Source organism: Pedobacter sp. PLR, assembly GCF_026239675.1.
In the GTDB taxonomy this organism is placed as follows: Bacteria; Bacteroidota; Bacteroidia; order Sphingobacteriales; family Sphingobacteriaceae; genus Pedobacter.
On record NZ_JAPIVQ010000001.1, the window covers coordinates 188,123 to 208,263 of the forward strand.

Sequence of the window (20,141 nt, forward strand, 5' to 3'; positions counted from 1 at the left end):
GCGCTTTTTGTTTCAAGGAATAAAATATCCCATTGGATTAATCGATCTGCAATATCGTTTTGGCCAGATTGATCATGCGTTCCGTGCCTGTATATTTGCCATGCTCATCGGATAGTTTCACCACTTCGGTCCACTCCCCGTCTTTAGGCTGCGCTTCGGTCATTTTGATCACAATATTCATAGGATCCGGGCCGGCATCATTGGTTAAATTGGTCCCGATCCCAAATGACATTCCTATTTTCCCCTGGCAATGTGCTGATATTCGTTCCACTTTATCATAATTAAGCCCATCAGAAAATATAATAGTCTTAGATTTTGGATCAATCCCCATACGCTGGTAATGCCTGATCACTTTATCTGCAAATAAAACCGGATCACCGCTATCGTGCCTTACGCCATCAAATAATTTGGAAAACATCTTGTCGAACTGACTAAAAAACACTTCCGTGGTGTAAGTATCAGACAATGCAATTCCCAGATCTCCACGATATACGTTTACCCAATGCTCTAATCCCATTGCATTAGCCATCTTAAATCCATATTTGGCTGCATGAAACATAAACCATTCATGTGCATGCGTTCCGATAGGTTTAGTCTGGTAGATCATGGCCATATGTACGTTGCTGGTTCCAATAAATGAACCGCTACCGAATTGATTCAAGGCTTGTAATACCGAACGGTGCACCTGATAAGAATACCTCCTTCTTGTGCCAAATTCGGCTACGGTTACCCCTAGTGCTTTATATTTTTCTATTTTTTGTGCAGTGAGCTGCATCACTTCTTCATTGCTGATTCTATGTGAACCATTCATAACATAATACAATTCACAGATCAGGGACATTAAGGGTACTTCCCATAAAATGGTGCGGTACCACAACCCTTCCACACGGACTTCCAGCTGATCTCCCTCCTGTTCAATCTGCACTTCTTCCGGCTGGTAGCGATAACCTTCCAGAAAATCCAGGTATACCGGATCAAGATACGGGCAGGTTACCTGAAGAAAATGCTTTTCCTCTTTCGTCAGTTTTAGCAATGCCATTTGATCTACGGCAACTCTTAAAGCCTTAGCAAATCCTTCAGGAAAAGAATGTTTCCCCCGGTTGATAAATTTATAGCGTGCTTTTGCTGCCGGAAACAAGCGAATAACCCCCTGCTGCATCGTGATTTTATAAAAATCATTATCAAGAATAGAGGTAAGTGCAGTAGTAGGTTGTATTTGCATCATGAGGTTGTCGACAAAATTTATCCCAAAAGTACCATGTTCTATTCAATTCTCCCTATAAAAGCTTTACAGAACCTCATTATAAAGGTTACAACCTTTATTTTTATAATAAGCAGGGAAAACATCGCCTGAAATTTAAATACACCGAAACAGAACAATAGATAAATTATGTAATTTTGAGAAGAAAAACTAACAAACGAAAAATTTAACCTAAACCAAACAACAATGAAAATTCTTAAAGTGATTCTTGCCGGAATTGTTGGCCTGATCGTTCTGGCCTTAATCGTTGCGTTATTTATTAAAAAGGAATACGCGGTAGAACGCGAGATCGTTATTAACAAGCCAAAACAGGAGGTTTTCGATTACCTAAAACTGATCAAAAATCAGGATCAGTATAGCGTTTGGAACCGACGATTCCCTAATAAAAAAACAGATTACAAGGGCACTGACGGCACAGTTGGTTTTGTGTATTCCTGGGATGATAAGGGAAGTGCCGGAGCGCAGGAAATTACTAAAATAACGGACGGGGAACGCATTGAAATGGCCCTGCGTTTTAAAGTGCCATTTGAAGCGAATGACAATGCCTACATGACCACTGAAGCCGTTTCAGATGGACAAACCAAAGTGAAATGGGGCTTTAGTGGTGCCCTGAAATATCCAATGAACCTGATGTTATTATTTCTCAACATGGAAGATATGCTGGGAAAAGACCTGCAAAAAGGATTGGATGATTTAAAAGTTATTCTTGAAAAATAACAGGATAAACAAAACAGCAATAATTAAAAAAACCAGATGGCCGCTAAGCCATCCGGTTTTTTGTTAATCTACGATACTTTTTAAATGCTTGTAATTGGATTTCACAGTATCCAGCACTTCATCGAATTTCCCGCCCAACATGAGCTTAGTCATGGTTAGCGCCATTCCTTTCATCATTTTGAACTCAATTTTAGGAGGCATGGCCATCGCATTAGGATCCGTCATCACATTTACCAATATCGGACCATCATGCAGAAATGCAGCTTTCATTCCTTCTTCCAAATTATCGGGATCATCAATGGTCATTCCTTTGATGCCCATTGCGGTGGCAAGCATTGCAAAGTCCGGATTCAGCATATCTGTTTCGGAATCCGGAAGACCTGCAACTTCCATCTCTAATTTCACCATCCCCAGAGAGCGGTTGTTAAACACGATCAGTTTAATGGGTAGGTTATATTGTTTAATCGTCGCTAAATCACCTAACAACATGGAAATCCCACCATCACCACACAGCGCAACTACTTGTCGGTCTGGACTAGATAATGCTGCACCAATGGCGTGAGGCATTGCATTGGCCATTGAACCATGGTTAAAAGAGCCCAACATACTCCGTTTTCCTGTAGCCTCAATGTATCTGGAACCCCAAACACAACACATTCCGGTATCTACCGTAAAAATGGCATCATCGGTTGCCAGCTTATTGATTTCAAAAGCGACGGCTTCCGGATGTATAGCATCCTTTTCGCCTTTATCTTTCACGTAAGTATTCAGATGTTCTTTTACCTTTTCATATACTTTCAGCTGTACCTCCAGAAAACTATCATCAGTATTTACATCCAATAAAGGAATTAAGGCCTTCAAGCTGGTTTTGATATCGCCATGTAGCCCCATTTCCAGTTTTGCCCTCCTACCCAGTCTTTCCGGCTTGCTGTCGATTTGCACCAGAACCTTATCCTGTGGAATAAATGGTACGTAAGGAAAATCTGTGCCCAATAGAATGATCAGGTCACTTTCGTGCATGCTATGGTAGGCCGATGGCAGGCCCAGCAGGCCGGTCATCCCTACTTCATAAGGATTATCATACTGTATTCCCATTTTCCCGCGGAAAGAATAGCCTACCGGAGCTTTTAAAATTTCCGCCAGTTTAACAACTTCATCATGGGCTTCGGAAGCACCAATTCCACAAAATATAGCGATCTTTTTATGTTGGTTGATTAATCTCGAAAGTGCCAGTAGCTCTTCCTCTGCAGGGCAGATCGTTGCTTTAGAAAAATAGGTTTTATCTGAGGATAGGTTCTCCACCGCTTCCATGCTACTCACATCACCAGGCAAACCGAGGATGGCTACCCCTTTATGGTGAAATGCATGTTGCAAAGCTGCCTGTGTCATTCTCGGTAGCTGAGCCGCGGTTGTTGCAATTTGATTGTAATGGCTACAATCATCAAAAAGCTTGATGGTATTGGTTTCCTGAAAATAACCGGAACCGAATTCAGTAGTTGGACAGGTAGAGGCAATCGCCAATACCGCGGCGCCGGCACGATGGGCATCATAAAGACCATTGATCAAATGAACATGACCAGGACCACTACTGCCGGCACAACAGGCAAGGCCATGCAGTTCTGCTTCTGCGGCAGCTGCATAGGCACCTACTTCTTCATGCCTCACATGGATCCAGCGGATGTTATCGTTGCGTCTTATCGCATCATTTAACTCATTTAAACTATCACCAGTTACGGCATACACGCGTTTAATACCTGCATCAACGAGCATATCGACCAATTGTTCTGCTACTTTTTTAGACATAGTATGATTTTTTAAGGATCATAACATCACAGATCATCAGGAAATGGATGTTATAAAAGGATAACACCAGGTCTTATTGATAGTTTTAGTATTTTCGATTTTAGCCCGTCAGTTCTTTCATCAGCTGGTCAAATGCAGTTTTCAATTCTGCAAGTTCTGTTTCCAGTTTTACCACACGATTTTCTAAATCTGAGGCAGGTTTCTGAGCTGATTCTTCAAAGGGTTCTTCCGCATTTAAATCTGGTGTACCGGAAAGCAAATGTGCATAACGCATTTCCTTTTGTCCTGCCCTTCTCGGCAATTGAATCACATAAGGAGGCTCCGCATCAGTAAGACGTTCCAGTACCGATTGTACTTCTTCCAATGATTCAAATTCATAGAGTCTGCCGGAATTGGTATTCAATTCTCCCGGAGTCTGCGGACCTCTTAGCATTAATAAACAAAGAATAGCTACCTCCTGAGGCGTTACAGGGAACACAATTGCGAAGTTATGCTTATACTTTATACTGCGGCTGGATCCTCCGGTAGCTGTTGAAATCAGTCCTTTTCTTTTGAGGGTATCCAGCGCCAATACAACCGTCTGCTCATCATACTGCACCACCGGTTTACGGGAGGTCTTCTGATTACAGGCAGCCGTAAGGCTATTGATGGTCATAGGGTAATATTCAGGGGTGGTTTTAGATTTCTCCATTAAAACGCCTAGCACACGAAGCTCCTCTGCGTTTAATTCGGGCAAATTTTGTATAGATTCCATGCCCTAAGTTAAAAAATAAGGTGGAATGCCGTTTCCCTTTTGATCTCTTTTAATACAAAACTACTACTCAAAGTAGAAATGTTAGAAAGTGAAGATAGATGAGTCACCACAAAAGTATGGTAATCGTCTACATCATCCACGACAATCTTTAGCAGATAATCTTGTCCGCCGGCAATACACAAAACCTCCAGGACCTCCTTAAACTGAACTACCGACTCCTCAAAGTTCTTTAAAGTGGCAATAGATTGCTCTTTTAAGGTGACGGTGCACAACACAAGGAGGTGTTTCCCCAGCTTTTCCCTATTCACCAAAGCCACATATTTCTCTATATATCCTTCCGCTTTCAATCGCTTTATGCGTTCATGGGTCGGAGAAATACTTAAGCCAATTTCTCCGGCAATATCTTTTGTACTTAAAGAAGCGTCCTTTTGCAGGATATTCAAAATCCTGGTATCGAGCTTATCTAATTTCTCCATCATAGTATTTTGCTGAAATAGGATCCGGCAAGACACAAATATGGTAGTTTTTACTGTCATAGGTTATCAATACAGGATTTTTTATTGAATATCAGATAAGCAAAGGAAAATATATGGCACTTATCTAATTTTGAAGAATTAAACACCAGATACTTTAACCTTATCCAATGAAGACTCAGTTAAACACCAAAGATAACGATCGTTTAAGCTCCTATATGAAGCAAGCTGAAGAGCGCGCCAGGCACTTCATCGGTTACCCTATTGCACAGGATTTTGATTATTCGGAACTATATCCACTTTTAAAACTGCCATTAAACAATGTGGGTGATCCATGGGTAGAATCTACTTATGACCTGAATTCCCGTTCTCTGGAACTGGAAGTACTGGAATTTTTCGCAGAGCTATTCAATGCACCGGCAAACAACTGGTGGGGTTATGTCACCAATGGTGGTTCAGAAGGTAATTTATATGGACTATATGTAGCGCGTGAACTCTACCCTAATGGTATTGTTTATTACTCTGAGGCCACACATTATAGTGTTCAAAAGAACATTCAACTCCTTAACCTACGCAGTATTGTGATCAGAACCCAGAAAAACGGGGAAATGGATTATGAGGATCTGGATGCCATGGTGCGGATGCACAGAGATCAACCGGTGATTATTCTGGCCAATATTGGCACGACTATGATGGAAGCAAAAGATGATTTGCAGCAAATCCAGCAGATCCTTCGTAAGCAAGCCATTAAGAATCATTATATCCATTGTGATGCTGCCTTAGCGGGTACTTATAGCGCCTTGTTAGATTTAAAACCAGGTTTTGATTTTAACCATGGGGCAGATAGCATGGCCATCAGCGGACATAAATTTATCGGTTCCCCTATTCCTTGCGGATTGGTGCTGGTAAAAAAGAATTATAAAGACAGGATTGGAAAAGCAATTCCTTACATCGGCACAGTGGATACTACAATTACCGGTAGCAGAAATGGACACAGCCCTATTTTCATCTGGTATGCCCTTAAAAAGATGGGTAAAGAAGGATTGAAACAACGTGCTCTGGAATGTCTGGAAACGGCGGCTTACACTGTAAAGAGTTTGAACGATATCGGTGTACCGGCATGGACCAACCCTTCTGCATTAACAGTGGTTTTCCCTGCGCCTTCTATCGCTTTGCGACAAAAATGGCAGATTGCTACCGAAGATGGCAATAGTCATGTGATTTGTATGCCTGGAGTAACGAAAGCACGGATTGACCATTTCGTACAGGATTTAAAAGCAGAGCTTGAATTGACTGCAGCACTGACCTTATAAGCATATTAAGCGGCTGTCTTGAATATTTCATTTAAGACAGCTTTTTATTTCATAAGCTTATGAAGCTAAGATCTGATCAATCTTTTGCAGTTCTTCTGTACTAAAAGTAAGGTTGTTCAGGCATTTTAAAGAATCTGAAAGTTGTTCAGGTTTGCTGGCACCCACCAATACGGAGGTAATGCGGTCGTCCCTTAAAATCCAGGATAAGGCCATTTGTGCAAGTTTTTGTCCCCTGCCTTCCGCAAGCACATTTAATTCATTCAGCTGTCTGACTCTTGCCGGAGTTAACTGCTCTTCCTGCAATGCACCATGCGACTTTGCTGCGCGGGAGTCTGAAGGTATTCCTTTCAGATACTTATCAGTTAACATGCCCTGGGCAAGTGGTGAAAATGGAATACATCCCACACCCTCATTTCCTAATAAATCTAACAAGCCACCTTCAATCCAACGCTCATACATGGAATACTTTGGCTGATGAATCAGACAAGGTGTACCCAATCGCTGAAGGATTTTCATTGCTTCCGCAGCTTCTTCCGCCTGATAATTAGAAATCCCGACGTATAATGCTTTTCCCTGACGCACAATCAGGTCCAATGCAGCCATAGTCTCCTCTAATGGGGTTTCCGGATCCGGACGGTGGTGGTAAAAGATATCTACATATTCCAGCCCCATTCTTTTCAGACTCTGATCCAAACTGGATATCAGGTATTTTTTCGAACCCCAATCTCCATATGGGCCATCCCACATCGTATACCCTGCTTTAGAAGAAATGATCAGCTCATCTCTGTAGCCTTCAAAATCTCTTTTCAGCAAGCGACCGAAGTTCTCTTCTGCTGATCCGGGAGGCGGACCATAATTATTAGCAAGGTCAAAATGAGTAATGCCGTTATCAAAGGCCAGTTTTAAGATGTTACTGCAATTCTCCAGTTGATCTACATGTCCGAAATTATGCCATAAACCAAGGGAAATCGCAGGGAGCTTCAATCCACTGTTTCCGCATCTGCGGTATTGCATTTGAGTGTATCTGTTAGGGGCGGCAGTATAAGGCATGAGCTGGGGAATTAAATAACAGTAGCCCTGGTAAAAGGGCTACTGTCTTCGAATAATCGATATTATTTATCGCTGTTTTTTTTCTCTGTAACTTCAGTACGGATTTCCTGAGCAAGAACTTTTAAATCCTGCATAGCTTTACGTACTCTTGTTCCTGCAGCACTGTTTCCTGCACTATAAAACTTCTCAGCGTCAGCTTCAATAGAAGCTAATAATTCTTTAACTTTTGAAAATTTTTCCATGTTTTAATTTTTTAATTTCTGGCCAAATATATATTATTTTAGAAATAAACGTACATAACTTCCATTCTATTGCGTTTTTTCTACTAAATCTCCCTTTATTTATCCTTATTGGCTCTTTTATAGGACGATTTCAACTCCCCACAACCCTTACTAACAGGCCGGAGAGGGGCTTCTACCCCATCAGCTTTTCTTCATCATGACTGCTAAAATCGTAGGAACGATAACACCAATGTCAATTAAACCCATGAATACCAATATAAATGTCCTTTTACTTTGATATTATAAAAAACCTACCGAGATTAGCAATAATGAAACAAAGAACAGGTAGATATCAGGCAACGTTAATGACTTATAATAAGAGTCAGCTGCAAGTCTATGCCCTGTTCAAAAGGTTTTTCAGGGAGAACTATCCCTTCGGCTTTACTTATCAGATAACCAGTAAAGACTTTATTATTTAAGCCCCGAATCATTTCATTCTACTCTTCGGTTCAGGGGCATTTTTCTTCTGATGAATTTCGTTATTTTATAATTTAAGAAAAAGCAGTACATTGTTTTTTTCTTTTTTTATATTATAAACTTACGCTACGTAAGTGATGAAACCCTAATTTTTCAGTTGTGCCTCCCTGTATCCTTATAAGAAGTTAATTTATTCAATCATTACATTAAGACATTTAAAACATGGAAACAAAAACATTATCACTTTCAAAAAGCGATTTAAAACTATTAAAAGAGCATTTGGAGAAATCCAATATGAGCCCATATAACAAAGAAAAATTAAGAAAAGAAATTAAAGAAGCCACTATATATGCAGATCAGGACCTTCCTGGAGACGTAGTATGTCTTAAGTCTGAAGCGAGAATTGCCAATACCAAAACCGGTAAAGAATTCAGTTTTAAGATTGTGATGCCGGAAGAAGCCAATATTAAAGTACAAAAGGTATCTGTTTTTGCGCCAATCAGCATTGCTTTATTCGGCTATAGAACAGGTGACATCATCAACTGGGAAATGCCTGACGGCATTCAGGAGTTTAAAATCCTGGAAGTTAACAAGTTGAACTAAGCGCCATTATCAGGTTCTAAAACCGCATTCCTCTTTTTTACGCGAGAAGTAAACAAGGCCGGGATTGCGGTTTTTTTTGTCCCCTACCTCCCCGCCAACTTGATCATGCGCTGCGAAAGGTCTTTCCCCAGGTAACGATCAATAATGTAATGTACCAGGTATAAGAAAGGAGTCATTAGGATAGCGACTACAAATTTATAGGTGTAGTTCACCAATCCGATTGCAGCAACCATCTGCCAGCTCCAGTGGTATTGAGGATTCAGGTAAAAGGCAATAAAGATCACGACAAAACTATCTATGAATTGAGAAATTAGTGTAGACCCTGTGGCACGAAGCCATAAAGCACGTTCTCCGGTTATTTTCTTAATCTTATGAAAGATAAACACATCGGCGATCTGCCCCACCAGAAAAGCAACAACAGAACCTACGATAATCCACATCCCCTGCCCGAATATTCCGGCAAAAGCAACATTCATATTGAGTGGCTGGCCATCAATCGTTTGGTTCACCCAGAAATCCGAAGGAGAAAGTTTCATCGCTCCTCCGACCACAAAGAAGGCATAAGAGATTAGTATCGCTGCCAGTATCGATAAAAAACGCACTTGCTTAACCCCAAAATATTCATTGATAATATCCGTCATGATAAAAATCAGTGGCCAGGTGAGTACCCCGGCAGACATATTATAGGAGAGATTTGGAACTCCCAGTAAGTCAATATCGAATGGTTTGATTCCCAGCGTCCCCTCTACCGTAAATATCTTTACGCCTATAAATTCTGAGAGGATGGCATTGGCAACGAAAAAGGAGCCTAGAATCAGTAATAATCTACTTTCTTTGGTTTTAAAAGTCATAGCACGATGAAATTATTAAATAAATCTGATATAAGAGGATAAATATTATTTCTATTTTCGCTGCAACATGATAGCTACACAATCAAAACTACCTGGCACAGGAACGAATATATTTTCGGTCATGTCCAAATTAGCGGAAGAACATCAGGCCATTAATCTTTCTCAGGGATTCCCTGATTATAATTGTGATCCGAAACTCATCGAATATGTAGCCGATGCCATGCGTCAGGGCTTCAATCAATATGCACCAATGACCGGCTTACCTACCCTGCGGGAGGTGATTGCTGAAAAGATGAGCCTTTTGTACGGGGCAAATTACAACCCGGAAACAGAGATTAATATTACTGCAGGAGGCACTCAAGCAATATTTACTGCCTTAAGCGCTTATATCCATCCCGGAGATGAAGTGATCATATTTGAACCTGCTTATGATGCTTATGCCCCTACCATAAAATTATTAGGTGGTCTTGTAAAACCGTATGAACTTGCTCCTCCAAATTATGAGATCGATTGGGAAATGGTTAAAAAACTATTCTCAGCCAATACCAAAATGATCATCTTAAACAGCCCACAGAACCCAACAGGCTGTGTTTTGTCGGAGAAAGACATCAAAGCACTGATCAAATTAACCAAAAATACGGACATCATGATTTTAAGTGATGAGGTCTATGAACATATTATTTTCGATGGCAAGCAGCACCATAGTGTCGCTTTGTATCCGGAACTCCGCGAAAGAAGCTTTATCGTGGCTTCCTTTGGTAAATTACTGCATACCACCGGCTGGAAATTAGGTTACTGCCTGGCTCCGGAACAGCTGATGAAAGAGTTCAGAAAAGTACATCAGTTTAACGTATTCAGTGTGAACACACCCATGCAGGTTGGCATAGCGCGTTACTTAAAAGACCCGCAATCTTACCTCGGACTATCAGCTTTCTTCCAGCAGAAGCGCGATTTGTTTCGCAACCTACTTGCTGAAACCAAGTTTAAATTATTACCTTGCGATGGTTCTTATTTTCAATGCGTTAGCTATGAGCACCTCAGCGATGAAAAAGATGTCGCCATGGCCGAAAGGTTAATCAAAGAATATGGAGTTGCCTCCATCCCGGTTTCAGCCTTCTACATCAGAAATACGGACCACCATGTTTTAAGGTTTTGTTTTGCTAAAAAGCAAGAAACGTTAGAAAAAGCCGTTGAAAGACTAGTTAAATTATAATTTACATCCCTTTAAATTACAATAAATGGAAAGTCCAGATTACCTAAGTATTAAAAACCTGAAAATCACAATTTTCCAGGCCTATTTATTTTGGGAGAATATTGACAAAAACCTACAAAATCTATCTTTAAGATTATCATCAGGCGTTAAAGAAAAAACAGACCTGATTGTACTCCCTGAGATGTTCAATACCGGTTTTAGCATGAATGCTTCAGCACTTGCTGAGGAAATGAATGGTAAAACGATGCAATGGATGAATGAAATTGCACAAAAATATGAGTGTGTAGTGACCGGCAGTCTGATCATCAAAGAAGACGGTCATTATTATAACCGATTGATCTGGATGCTTCCTGATGGTGGCTACAGTCATTACGACAAAAGACATTTGTTCGGTTTAGGCGATGAGGATAAAAACTACTCTCCGGGCAAGGACAAAGTCATTGTAGAATTAAAAGGCTGGAAAATCCGCCTTGCAATCTGTTACGACCTCCGCTTCCCGGTATGGTTGCGCAATCAGAATGAAGAATATGACATCTTGTTATTGATCGCCAGCTGGCCTGATAAACGCGCCATTCACTGGAATGCGTTGATTCCTGCACGTGCTATCGAGAATCAAAGTTATGTGATCGCCGCCAATCGTGTTGGTCATGATGGCAAAGAAGTATACCATAGCGGACATTCCCAGTGTATTGATCCGATGGGTAAAACTGTTTACTACAAACCTGAAGACGAAGATCTTTACACCTTCAGCATCGGCTATGAAGAACTGGCTAAAACCCGCAGGGCTTTCCCTTTCTTAAAAGACGCTGATAACTTTCAAATTATTTAATATCTCCTAAAAACCAAGCTCTATACCAAAAATGTTTAACCGTAGAAAATTCATCAAAGCATCTGCGCTTTCTGCCTCCTTATTAGCTATTGATAGAAACAGCGCCGCTGCAATGATCCCTGGCCTGTCCACTGAACCTGTAAAACCAATCGTGATCTCTACCTGGGATTTCGGTATTGCGGCCAATCAGGCAGCATGGAAAGTTTTATCTAAAGGGGGAAGAGCCCTGGATGCGGTAGAACAAGGTGTTCATGTTCCTGAAGCTGATCCCAACAATCAATCGGTAGGATATGGTGGATTACCGGACAGAGATGGCCATGTAACGCTGGATGCCTGTATTATGGATGATTTAGGTAACTGTGGTGCCGTTGCTGGTTTAGAACATATTATGCACCCTATTTCTGTGGCAAGAATGGTGATGGAAAAAACGCCTCATGTGATGCTTGTGGGTGATGGTGCCCTCCAGTTTGCCTTAGAAAACGGTTTTAAAAAAGAAAACCTGCTGACTAAATCCAGTGAGAAAGCCTGGAAAGAATGGCTGAAAACGGCAAAATACGCGCCGGTAATGAACATAGAAAATAAGCTTTACGACAAAGCCGCTCCAACCAGATTACCTGGAAATCAATATAACCACGATACCATTGGAATGCTTGCTTTAGATGCAAAAGGAAACATTTCGGGCGCTTGTACCACCAGTGGTATGGCTTATAAACTACATGGCCGTGTAGGGGACAGCCCAATCATTGGTGCCGGTTTGTTTGTAGACAATGAGGTTGGCGGTGCCACTTCTACGGGTGTTGGTGAAGAAGTAATCCGTAATGTGGGTAGCTTTTTAGTGGTCGAACTGATGAGACAGGGATATCCTCCTGAAGAAGCTTGTAAAGAAGCGGTAATGCGGATCATAAAGAAGAAACCGGACATTGCAAAAGGCATTCAGGTAGGTTTCCTTGCGCTAAATAAAAAAGGAGAATACGGTGCTTATGCCATTCAGAAAGGCTTCAGTTATGCCGTATGTACCCAAAGTAAGAACGATTTATTAATCCCTGGAAAAAGCTATTACTAACCCGCATAACCGTACAAAATGATTCAAATGGAAGTATGCGCCAACTCCCTTTCTTCTGCTTTGGCAGCACAGGAAGGTGGCGCAGTAAGGGTGGAATTCTGCGACAATTTACCAGAGGGAGGTACCACTCCCAGTTATGCACAGCTAAAGCTGGCAAAAGAATTACTGCACATTTTAGTGTATCCGATCATCCGCCCCAGAGGTGGAGATTTCTTATATTCTGACCTGGAGTTCCGCTTAATGAAGGAGGACATTAAAATCTGTAAATCATTAAATTGCGATGGCGTGGTTATTGGCATACTTAAAGACGATGGCAGCATAGATAAAGCACGTTGTGCCGAATTAATTGAACTGGCCAGACCGATGAAAATCACTTTCCACAGAGCCTTTGACATGTGTAATGACCTGGAGCAAGGTTTAGAAGACCTGATCGAACTTGGCTGTGAAAGAGTATTAACCTCTGGTGCCGCAGCTTCGGCATTGGCAGGTGCAACACGAATCAAAGCCTTAATCAAACAGGCCGCGGGAAGAATCAGTATCATGCCTGGTGCAGGCGTGAAAACAGATAATATTGCGGAAATCATCCGCATTACCGGAGCAACAGAATTCCATGCTTCGGCTAAACATGCCGTAAAAAGCGAGATGCAATTCAGAAATCCGAACCTAAGTATGGGCACCAGCGAAGATGAATTTAGCTATGACCTAACCGATGTCAATACCGTTAAAACCCTGATCCAACTGGCCAACGCTTAGTAATGCTGAAGTCATTACAACATACTATGATTAATTTCCGATAAATTAATCGACTCAAAATCCTATATTTGCGCCACTGATGAAGCACATACGTAATTTTTGCATAATTGCACATATTGATCACGGGAAAAGCACACTAGCTGACCGTCTGTTAGAATATACTGGAACCATTACCCAACGTGAGGCTCAGGCTCAGTTGTTGGATAATATGGATTTGGAACGTGAACGTGGGATCACGATAAAAAGCCACGCCATTCAGATGAACTATAAGGTTGGTGATATTGAATACAATTTCAACCTGATTGATACGCCCGGACACGTAGATTTTTCTTATGAAGTTTCCCGTTCCATCGCTGCTTGCGAAGGTGCCTTACTTATTGTTGATGCATCTCAGGGAATTCAGGCACAAACCATTTCAAATTTATACCTTGCTTTAGAGCATGATCTTGAAATTATTCCGATTTTAAATAAAATGGACTTACCAGGGGCTATGCCTGAGGAAGTAAGTGACCAGATTATTGATTTAATCGGCTGTAAACGTGAAGATATTATTCCTGCCTCAGGTAAAACCGGATTGGGTATTCCTGCTATCATTCAAGCTATTGTAGACCGTGTTCCGGCACCGCTTGGTGATCCTGAAGCACCATTACAAGCCTTAATCTTTGACTCTGTTTTCAATCCCTTCAGAGGAATTATTGCCTACTATAAAGTAGTTAACGGTCAGATTAAAAAAGGTGATAAAGTTAAATTCATCAATACAGGTAAACAATATTTAGCAGACGAAGTTGGTATCCTTAAACTGGATATGTCGCCACGTAGTGTGGTTAAAACCGGTGATGTAGGTTATATCATATCTGGTATTAAAGAAGCTCGTGAAGTTAAAGTTGGTGATACGATCACTACTGTAGACAGACCTTCCTTAGAGTCTATTCAAGGTTTCGAAGAGGTTAAACCAATGGTTTTCGCAGGGATTTACCCGGTGGATACGGATGAGTTTGAAGAACTTCGTGAAGCCATGCATAAATTGCAGTTGAATGATGCCTCTATCGTTTTCGAACCTGAAAGTTCTGCGGCATTAGGCTTTGGTTTCCGTTGCGGATTCCTTGGCATGTTGCACATGGAGATCGTACAGGAACGTTTAGAACGTGAGTTCAACATGACTGTGATCACCACTGTACCCAACGTATCTTATATTGCAAGAACAACTAAGGGTGAAGAAATTATTGTAAATAACCCTTCAGACTTACCAGATCCAAGTAAACTGGATGCGGTTGAAGAACCTTATATTAAAGCGAATATCATTACTAAAGCTGACTTTGTTGGCCCGGTAATGTCGCTATGTATCCAGAAGAGAGGAATTATCGTAAACCAATCTTACCTGACTTCAGACCGTGTAGAGCTTGTTTTTGAAATGCCTATGGGAGAGATCGTTTTCGACTTCTATGACAAGCTAAAAACAATTTCTAAAGGTTATGCTTCCTTTGACTATCATCAGATAGGTTACCGTAAATCGGACCTGGTCAGATTAGATATGTTATTGAACGAAGAACCTGTAGATGCTTTATCTTCGTTAATTCACCGTAGCAATGCTTATGATTTTGGAAAGAAAATCTGTGAAAAACTGAGGGAATTAATTCCTCGTCAGCAATTCGAGATTAAAATCCAGGCTTCTATCGGCGCAAAAGTTATTGCCAGAGAAACGCTAAGTGCATTACGTAAAGATGTAACCGCTAAATGTTATGGTGGTGATATTTCACGTAAACGTAAGTTACTTGAAAAACAAAAGGCAGGAAAGAAACGTATGCGTCAGGTAGGTAATGTGGAAATTCCACAATCTGCTTTCATGGCCGTACTTAAATTAGATTAATAAATAACATCATAAGAATTACATGCAGTTACTTGACGGAAAATTCGCATCAGAGAAAATAAAACTGGAGATCGCAGCTGAAGCTGCTTCTTTCTTAGCAGAGAGTGGCAGAAAACCACACCTGGTTGCAATATTGGTGGGAAATGATGGGGGTAGTGAAACCTATGTTGCCAGCAAAATGAAAAACTGTGAAAAGGTAGGTTTTCAATCTTCCCTGATCAGATACGACAATTCGGTAACAGAAGCAGAGTTGCTACAAAAGATTGAAGAAATCAATCAGGATGCCGGAGTAGACGGACTAATTGTTCAGTTACCCCTTCCTAAGCACATCGATCCTGAAAAAGTAACTGAAACCATTGATTATCGTAAAGACGTAGACGGATTTCATCCGGTTAACCTTGGACGTATGATGAGGAATCTTCCTTGTTTTATCCCTGCTACTCCTTATGGCATCATGTTGATGCTTCAGGCTTACGAAATCGATACTACCGGAAAACATTGTGTGGTAGTAGGCAGAAGTAATATCGTTGGTAGTCCGATGAGTATCCTGATGGCTAGAAACGCTAATCCAGGAAACTGTACGGTAACGTTAACACACAGTAAAACGGCTAACTTAAAAGAGCTGGCTTTACAGGCAGATATTATTGTTGCTGCAATTGGTAAAAAGAACTTTGTAACTGCGGATATGGTGAAGCCAGGTGCGATCATCATTGATGTTGGTATCAATAGAGAAACTTCTACAGAGACCAAATCAGGATTTAAACTGTATGGTGATGTGGATTTTGAAAACGTAGCTCCTAAAGCTTCATGGATCACTCCGGTTCCCGGAGGTGTAGGTCTGATGACGATTGTAGGCTTGTTGAAAAACACATTAGCTTCTGCAAAGAAAGAAATCTATTCTTAAGCAAGATATACCATTACTTAAAAAGCTCTTTAGTTATCTCAACTAAAGAGCTTTTTTATCCAGCTTTCTTTCAGGCCCACATAGATCCCATCGGGTCTTGTTTCTACAGGGTAAGTATCAATATAATCCCCCTGTCCTTCTGCCCCTCTTCCGGTTTGCAGGTTATATTCCCAACGGTGTATCGGGCAAATCAGGTACCCATTTTTACAGGTTCCGCCACTCAGTATTCCTCCGGCATGCGGACAACTATTCTGAACGACAAAAACATGGCCCTGATGTCTGACCAGACATAATTTCTTGCCATTCACCTTAATCTGTTCTACAAAGTCTTCCTCAGGAAAGTTACCTTCCAATTTATACCACTTTAGCATACGCCATATTTAGATAAATGATTAAAAATGAACCTTCTTTTTTCATAGGTTGGTCATATAAATCCGCTCAATATACATATAATCCCATTTCCCGTGATTATTTTATTTACCTTTGCCGAATAATATATGGCACACAATATACCAGCAGACGGCACATTACTTCCATTAATGGAAGAGTTTTACACCATACAGGGCGAAGGATTTAACACAGGAAAAGCGGCTTATTTTATCCGTTTAGGAGGCTGCGATGTAGGTTGCCACTGGTGTGATGTTAAAGAAAGCTGGGATGCAGAATTACATCCGCTAACTTCAGCAGATGATATTGTAGCCAAAGCAGATACCTTTCCGGGTAAAGCAGTAGTCATCACCGGTGGTGAGCCTTTGATCTATAATCTGGATTATTTAACTCAAAAACTAAAGGAAAAGAACATCCTGACCTTTATTGAGACTTCCGGAGCTTATCCCCTTTCAGGCACCTGGGATTGGATTTGTCTTTCTCCAAAGAAATTTAAAGCTCCCCGTCCGGACATCACTCCATTCGCCAATGAGTTAAAAGTCATTGTATTTAACAAGAGTGATTTTGAATGGGCAGAGCAATATGCAGCTACCGTTTCGGACACCTGTAAATTATATCTACAACCAGAATGGTCTAAATCTAAGGAAATTACCCCTTTGATTATTGACTATGTGATGGCGAATCCTAAATGGGAAATTTCCTTACAAACACATAAATATTTAAATATCCCTTAATCACGAACACAGATTTTTCGCTATATTTAATTCTAAATGATTAACAATAGCGGTTTGAAAAGAATATCTGTTGCGCTTTTGCTGTATTTCCTGATTATTGCCGGTGTTAAAGCCCAGACTTCTACGGTCAGGAAAGCTATGGCTAGCTTTGAGGAGGCGCAGGTCCATTTAAATGACAATCACTATGTAGAAGCCATTGCGGCTTTAAAAGAGGCTGTAAAGGCTGATCCGGCATTTCAAAATGCCATTCTCCAGCTGGCAGAGCTCAACAGGAGAATCAAATCTTACGAAGAGGCAAAAGGATATTACCGCAAAGCGATTGAACTAAATGCTCAGCCCGAGCCACGTATGTATTACGGACTTGGGGAATGTGAGCTTTTCAGCGGCGACTATCCCAATGCCTTACAACATCTCAGCTTATTCATCAGCAAATACCCGGGCAATGACCCTGCTTTCCTCGCCAGAGCAAAAAAATATCAGAAGGATTGTGAGTTTGCCATTGAGGCAATAAAGACACCGCAGCAATACGAACCGGTTAATCTGGGGCCTCAGATTAACACTGCCTACCGCGATTATTTCCCTGCCATCACTGCCGACAATGAAACCTTGATTTTTAGTCGTAATATAGACGGAAACGAAGATTTCTTCCTTTCTAAAAAGGCAAATAACGAATGGGCAACAGCGCTTCCCCTGAGTAGCAAAATCAATACCCCGCAATTTAATGAAGGTGCACAATCCATCTCACCAGACGGCTTATATTTGTTTTTCACGGGTTGTAACCGTCCAAATGGACTGGGGCGCTGCGACATCTACGTGAGTCACAAAGAAGGAAATAACTGGGGAGAACCCTTTAACCTTGGAGCACCGGTAAACAGTGCTTATTGGGAATCTCAGCCTGCCATCAGTCCGGATGGCAATACCCTTTACTTTGTCAGCAACAGGCCCGGTGGAATCGGTGGGTATGACATCTGGAAATCCAATCTCAACGGAGAAGGCGAATGGTCTGCGCCTGTTAATCTGGGTCCGGAAATCAACACCCCTTACGACGAAAACACCCCCTTCTTACATGCAGATGGGAAAACACTATACTTTTCTTCGGATGGATGGCCGGGAATGGGTAATAAAGACATTTTCATCAGCCGTATGCTGGACAATGGCCATTGGAGCGCTCCTTTAAATATGGGCTACCCCATCAACACCTTTAATGAAGAAAGTGGATTGATTGTTAGTCCGAATGGTAGCAGCGCCTTCTTCTCTTCCAACCTGAAAGATGGCTACGGAGATATGGACATCTATCAGTTTAAACTACCCGTTGATAAACAACCCCTGCCCGTTACTTATGTAAAAGGAGTAGTTCGCGATAAAGAAAGCCGGAACTTTCTGGATGCCAGAGTGCAAGTCGTTAACCTCCTCACTAAAAGCACGGCCTACAACGATTTTACGGCTAAAGAAAACGGCGAATTCCTTGCGGTAATGCCTATAGGTGCCAATTACGCCTTCAATGCCAGTGCAGATGGCTACCTGTTTTATTCAGAAAACTATGAGCTGGGTCCAGGCAGCAGAACGCAGCCTTTTCTGCTGGAGATTAACCTGGAACGCTTAAAACCCGGCAACAACATGGTGTTAAGGAACATCTTTTTTGACACCAATGAATACCGTCTGCTACCTGCATCGGTTACCGAACTGGGCACCTTAATCGAATTGTTAAAGAATAACCAAACGCTGGAAATAGAAATCCAGGGACATACAGATAATGTAGGAAACGATCTTCAGAATGAGAAACTATCGCTGAATCGTGCTAAAGCCGTATATGACGAACTGATTGTGCAAAAAATAGATCCTTCCAGATTAACCTTTAAAGGTTATGGCGAAAGTAAACCTATCGCTGGTAATGATACCGAAGAAAAGCGTAAGCAGAACAGAAGAACTTCCTTCCTGATTACTAAAATCTAACCTGCATCACAGGCTGAGCGCAAGAACAGGAATGCGAACACTTACAGGAGGAGGCCTCCCGGATATTACTTTCCCTTATAAATAAAAAAGCGGTTAAATAACCGCTTTTCTTATTCTAACTAGTTTTACCAGCAAATCTTCCAGTAAATCAAGGTGTAACATATTCGCGCCATCTGATTTTGCATTTGCAGGATCAGGGTGTGTTTCAATAAACAGACCATCAGCACCTACAGCAATTGCTGCTTTGGCAATGGTTTCAATCAATTCCGGTTTACCACCGGTAACACCAGAGCTTTGGTTAGGTTGTTGCAGGGAATGCGTACAATCCATTACTACAGGCACTCCGAAGCTTTGCATTTCCGGCAACCCACGATAATCAACAATAAGATCCTGATAACCGAAAGTGTTACCACGATCCGTTAAGATTACTTTATTATTTCCTGACTCTACAATCTTTTCTACAGCGAATCTCATAGAACCAGCAGATAAAAACTGTCCTTTTTTTACGTTTACAACCTTGCCGGTTTTCGCGGCAGCGATTAGTAAATCGGTCTGGCGACAAAGAAAAGCCGGGATTTGCAGTACATCCACATATGCGGCAGCCATTGCAGCTTCTGCACTTTCGTGGATATCAGTTACCGTAGGCACATTGAACGTCTTACCTATCTTTTCTAAAATTTTCAAAGCTTTCTCATCCCCGATTCCGGTAAATGAACCACCTTTAGAGCGGTTGGCTTTACGGTAGGAACCTTTAAAAATAAAGGGAATCTCTAACTTATCAGTAATCGTGATGATCTTCTCTGCAATGCACATAGCGATATCCTCCCCTTCAATAGCACATGGTCCGGCCATTAAAAAGAAATTATTTGATTCCTGGTGTTTTAAATTATCTAGTGGAAAATTGATCATTTTTGT

At 41.3% G+C, this 20,141-nt stretch carries 21 protein-coding genes; 12 read left to right on the top strand and 9 right to left on the bottom strand.

All coding sequences use genetic code 11. The annotated features are described in order from the left end of the window. Positions 1–37: 37 nt before the first annotated feature. Positions 38–1,225, bottom strand: a complete 1,188-nt coding sequence (pncB, locus tag OQX61_RS00780; RefSeq protein ID WP_265839732.1) for a nicotinate phosphoribosyltransferase — start codon at positions 1,223–1,225, stop codon at positions 38–40. A 222-nt stretch (positions 1,226–1,447) separates the two neighbouring features. On the opposite strand from pncB, the gene OQX61_RS00785 reads away from it, so the two are divergent. Further along, positions 1,448–1,978, top strand: coding sequence for an SRPBCC family protein (locus OQX61_RS00785; RefSeq protein WP_265839733.1), 531 nt, complete (start codon positions 1,448–1,450; stop codon positions 1,976–1,978). A gap of 63 nt (positions 1,979–2,041) precedes the next feature. Here OQX61_RS00785 and OQX61_RS00790 read toward each other — a convergent pair whose 3' ends face one another. The 3 genes from OQX61_RS00790 to OQX61_RS00800 form a co-directional block, all read right to left on the bottom strand. Continuing rightward, entirely contained in the window at positions 2,042–3,781 is a 1,740-nt protein-coding gene (locus OQX61_RS00790) for a thiamine pyrophosphate-dependent enzyme (protein WP_265839734.1), read from the bottom strand. A 100-nt stretch (positions 3,782–3,881) separates the two neighbouring features. After that, positions 3,882–4,535, bottom strand: coding sequence for a YceH family protein (locus OQX61_RS00795; protein WP_265839735.1), 654 nt, complete (start codon positions 4,533–4,535; stop codon positions 3,882–3,884). Positions 4,536–4,543: 8 nt separating this feature from the next. Then, entirely contained in the window at positions 4,544–5,014 is a 471-nt protein-coding gene (locus OQX61_RS00800; RefSeq protein ID WP_265839736.1) for an Lrp/AsnC family transcriptional regulator, read from the bottom strand. Between the two features lie 164 nt (positions 5,015–5,178). Here OQX61_RS00800 and OQX61_RS00805 point away from each other — a divergent pair, with 164 nt between their 5' ends. Next, the gene (locus OQX61_RS00805) at positions 5,179–6,321 is read left to right on the top strand and encodes a histidine decarboxylase (RefSeq protein ID WP_265839737.1); all 1,143 of its coding nucleotides are present in this window, start codon (positions 5,179–5,181) and stop codon (positions 6,319–6,321) included. Between the two features lie 57 nt (positions 6,322–6,378). On the opposite strand, the gene mgrA is transcribed toward OQX61_RS00805, so the two are convergent. Together mgrA and OQX61_RS00815 are read right to left on the bottom strand one after the other, a co-directional pair. Continuing rightward, positions 6,379–7,371: an L-glyceraldehyde 3-phosphate reductase gene (mgrA, locus tag OQX61_RS00810; protein ID WP_265839738.1), complete on the bottom strand. Its 993-nt coding sequence runs from the start codon at positions 7,369–7,371 to the stop codon at positions 6,379–6,381. A 62-nt stretch (positions 7,372–7,433) separates the two neighbouring features. Then, the gene (locus OQX61_RS00815; RefSeq protein ID WP_182954181.1) at positions 7,434–7,613 is read right to left on the bottom strand and encodes a histone H1; all 180 of its coding nucleotides are present in this window, start codon (positions 7,611–7,613) and stop codon (positions 7,434–7,436) included. 308 nt (positions 7,614–7,921) lie between these two features. Here OQX61_RS00815 and OQX61_RS00820 point away from each other — a divergent pair, with 308 nt between their 5' ends. Both OQX61_RS00820 and OQX61_RS00825 read left to right on the top strand, forming a co-directional pair. Continuing rightward, positions 7,922–8,071 carry a hypothetical protein gene (locus OQX61_RS00820; RefSeq protein ID WP_265839739.1) on the top strand — a complete coding sequence of 50 codons (150 nt, stop codon included), beginning with the start codon at positions 7,922–7,924 and terminating at the stop codon, positions 8,069–8,071. Between the two features lie 220 nt (positions 8,072–8,291). Next, entirely contained in the window at positions 8,292–8,672 is a 381-nt protein-coding gene (locus OQX61_RS00825) for a GreA/GreB family elongation factor (protein ID WP_265839740.1), read from the top strand. 83 nt (positions 8,673–8,755) lie between these two features. Here the strand turns inward: OQX61_RS00825 and OQX61_RS00830 are convergent, their stop codons facing one another. Continuing rightward, the gene (locus OQX61_RS00830; RefSeq protein WP_265839741.1) at positions 8,756–9,523 is read right to left on the bottom strand and encodes a queuosine precursor transporter; all 768 of its coding nucleotides are present in this window, start codon (positions 9,521–9,523) and stop codon (positions 8,756–8,758) included. Between the two features lie 67 nt (positions 9,524–9,590). On the opposite strand from OQX61_RS00830, the gene OQX61_RS00835 reads away from it, so the two are divergent. The 6 genes from OQX61_RS00835 to OQX61_RS00860 all read left to right on the top strand — a co-directional run bounded on the left by OQX61_RS00835 (position 9,591) and on the right by OQX61_RS00860 (position 16,152). Next, positions 9,591–10,736: a methionine aminotransferase gene (locus OQX61_RS00835; protein WP_265839742.1), complete on the top strand. Its 1,146-nt coding sequence runs from the start codon at positions 9,591–9,593 to the stop codon at positions 10,734–10,736. 25 nt (positions 10,737–10,761) lie between these two features. Then, positions 10,762–11,565 carry a nitrilase family protein gene (locus OQX61_RS00840; RefSeq protein WP_265839743.1) on the top strand — a complete coding sequence of 268 codons (804 nt, stop codon included), beginning with the start codon at positions 10,762–10,764 and terminating at the stop codon, positions 11,563–11,565. Between the two features lie 31 nt (positions 11,566–11,596). Continuing rightward, positions 11,597–12,628, top strand: coding sequence for a N(4)-(beta-N-acetylglucosaminyl)-L-asparaginase (locus OQX61_RS00845; protein ID WP_265839744.1), 1,032 nt, complete (start codon positions 11,597–11,599; stop codon positions 12,626–12,628). Between the two features lie 27 nt (positions 12,629–12,655). Then, positions 12,656–13,381 carry a copper homeostasis protein CutC gene (locus OQX61_RS00850; protein WP_265839745.1) on the top strand — a complete coding sequence of 242 codons (726 nt, stop codon included), beginning with the start codon at positions 12,656–12,658 and terminating at the stop codon, positions 13,379–13,381. A gap of 79 nt (positions 13,382–13,460) precedes the next feature. Further along, positions 13,461–15,248, top strand: coding sequence for a translation elongation factor 4 (gene lepA, locus OQX61_RS00855; RefSeq protein ID WP_265839746.1), 1,788 nt, complete (start codon positions 13,461–13,463; stop codon positions 15,246–15,248). Positions 15,249–15,270: 22 nt separating this feature from the next. Further along, a complete protein-coding gene (locus OQX61_RS00860; protein ID WP_265839747.1) occupies positions 15,271–16,152 on the top strand; it encodes a tetrahydrofolate dehydrogenase/cyclohydrolase catalytic domain-containing protein in 882 nt (293 codons plus the stop codon). 38 nt (positions 16,153–16,190) lie between these two features. Here the strand turns inward: OQX61_RS00860 and OQX61_RS00865 are convergent, their stop codons facing one another. Further along, positions 16,191–16,523, bottom strand: coding sequence for a Rieske (2Fe-2S) protein (locus tag OQX61_RS00865; protein ID WP_265839748.1), 333 nt, complete (start codon positions 16,521–16,523; stop codon positions 16,191–16,193). A gap of 126 nt (positions 16,524–16,649) precedes the next feature. Between OQX61_RS00865 and OQX61_RS00870 the strand changes: the two genes are divergently transcribed. Both OQX61_RS00870 and OQX61_RS00875 read left to right on the top strand, forming a co-directional pair. After that, a complete protein-coding gene (locus OQX61_RS00870) occupies positions 16,650–17,273 on the top strand; it encodes a 7-carboxy-7-deazaguanine synthase QueE (RefSeq protein WP_062548135.1) in 624 nt (207 codons plus the stop codon). Between the two features lie 54 nt (positions 17,274–17,327). Beyond that, positions 17,328–19,226, top strand: coding sequence for an OmpA family protein (locus OQX61_RS00875; protein WP_265839749.1), 1,899 nt, complete (start codon positions 17,328–17,330; stop codon positions 19,224–19,226). A 93-nt stretch (positions 19,227–19,319) separates the two neighbouring features. Here the strand turns inward: OQX61_RS00875 and kdsA are convergent, their stop codons facing one another. Next, positions 19,320–20,135, bottom strand: coding sequence for a 3-deoxy-8-phosphooctulonate synthase (gene kdsA / locus OQX61_RS00880; RefSeq protein ID WP_265839750.1), 816 nt, complete (start codon positions 20,133–20,135; stop codon positions 19,320–19,322). Positions 20,136–20,141: the final 6 nt, after the last annotated feature.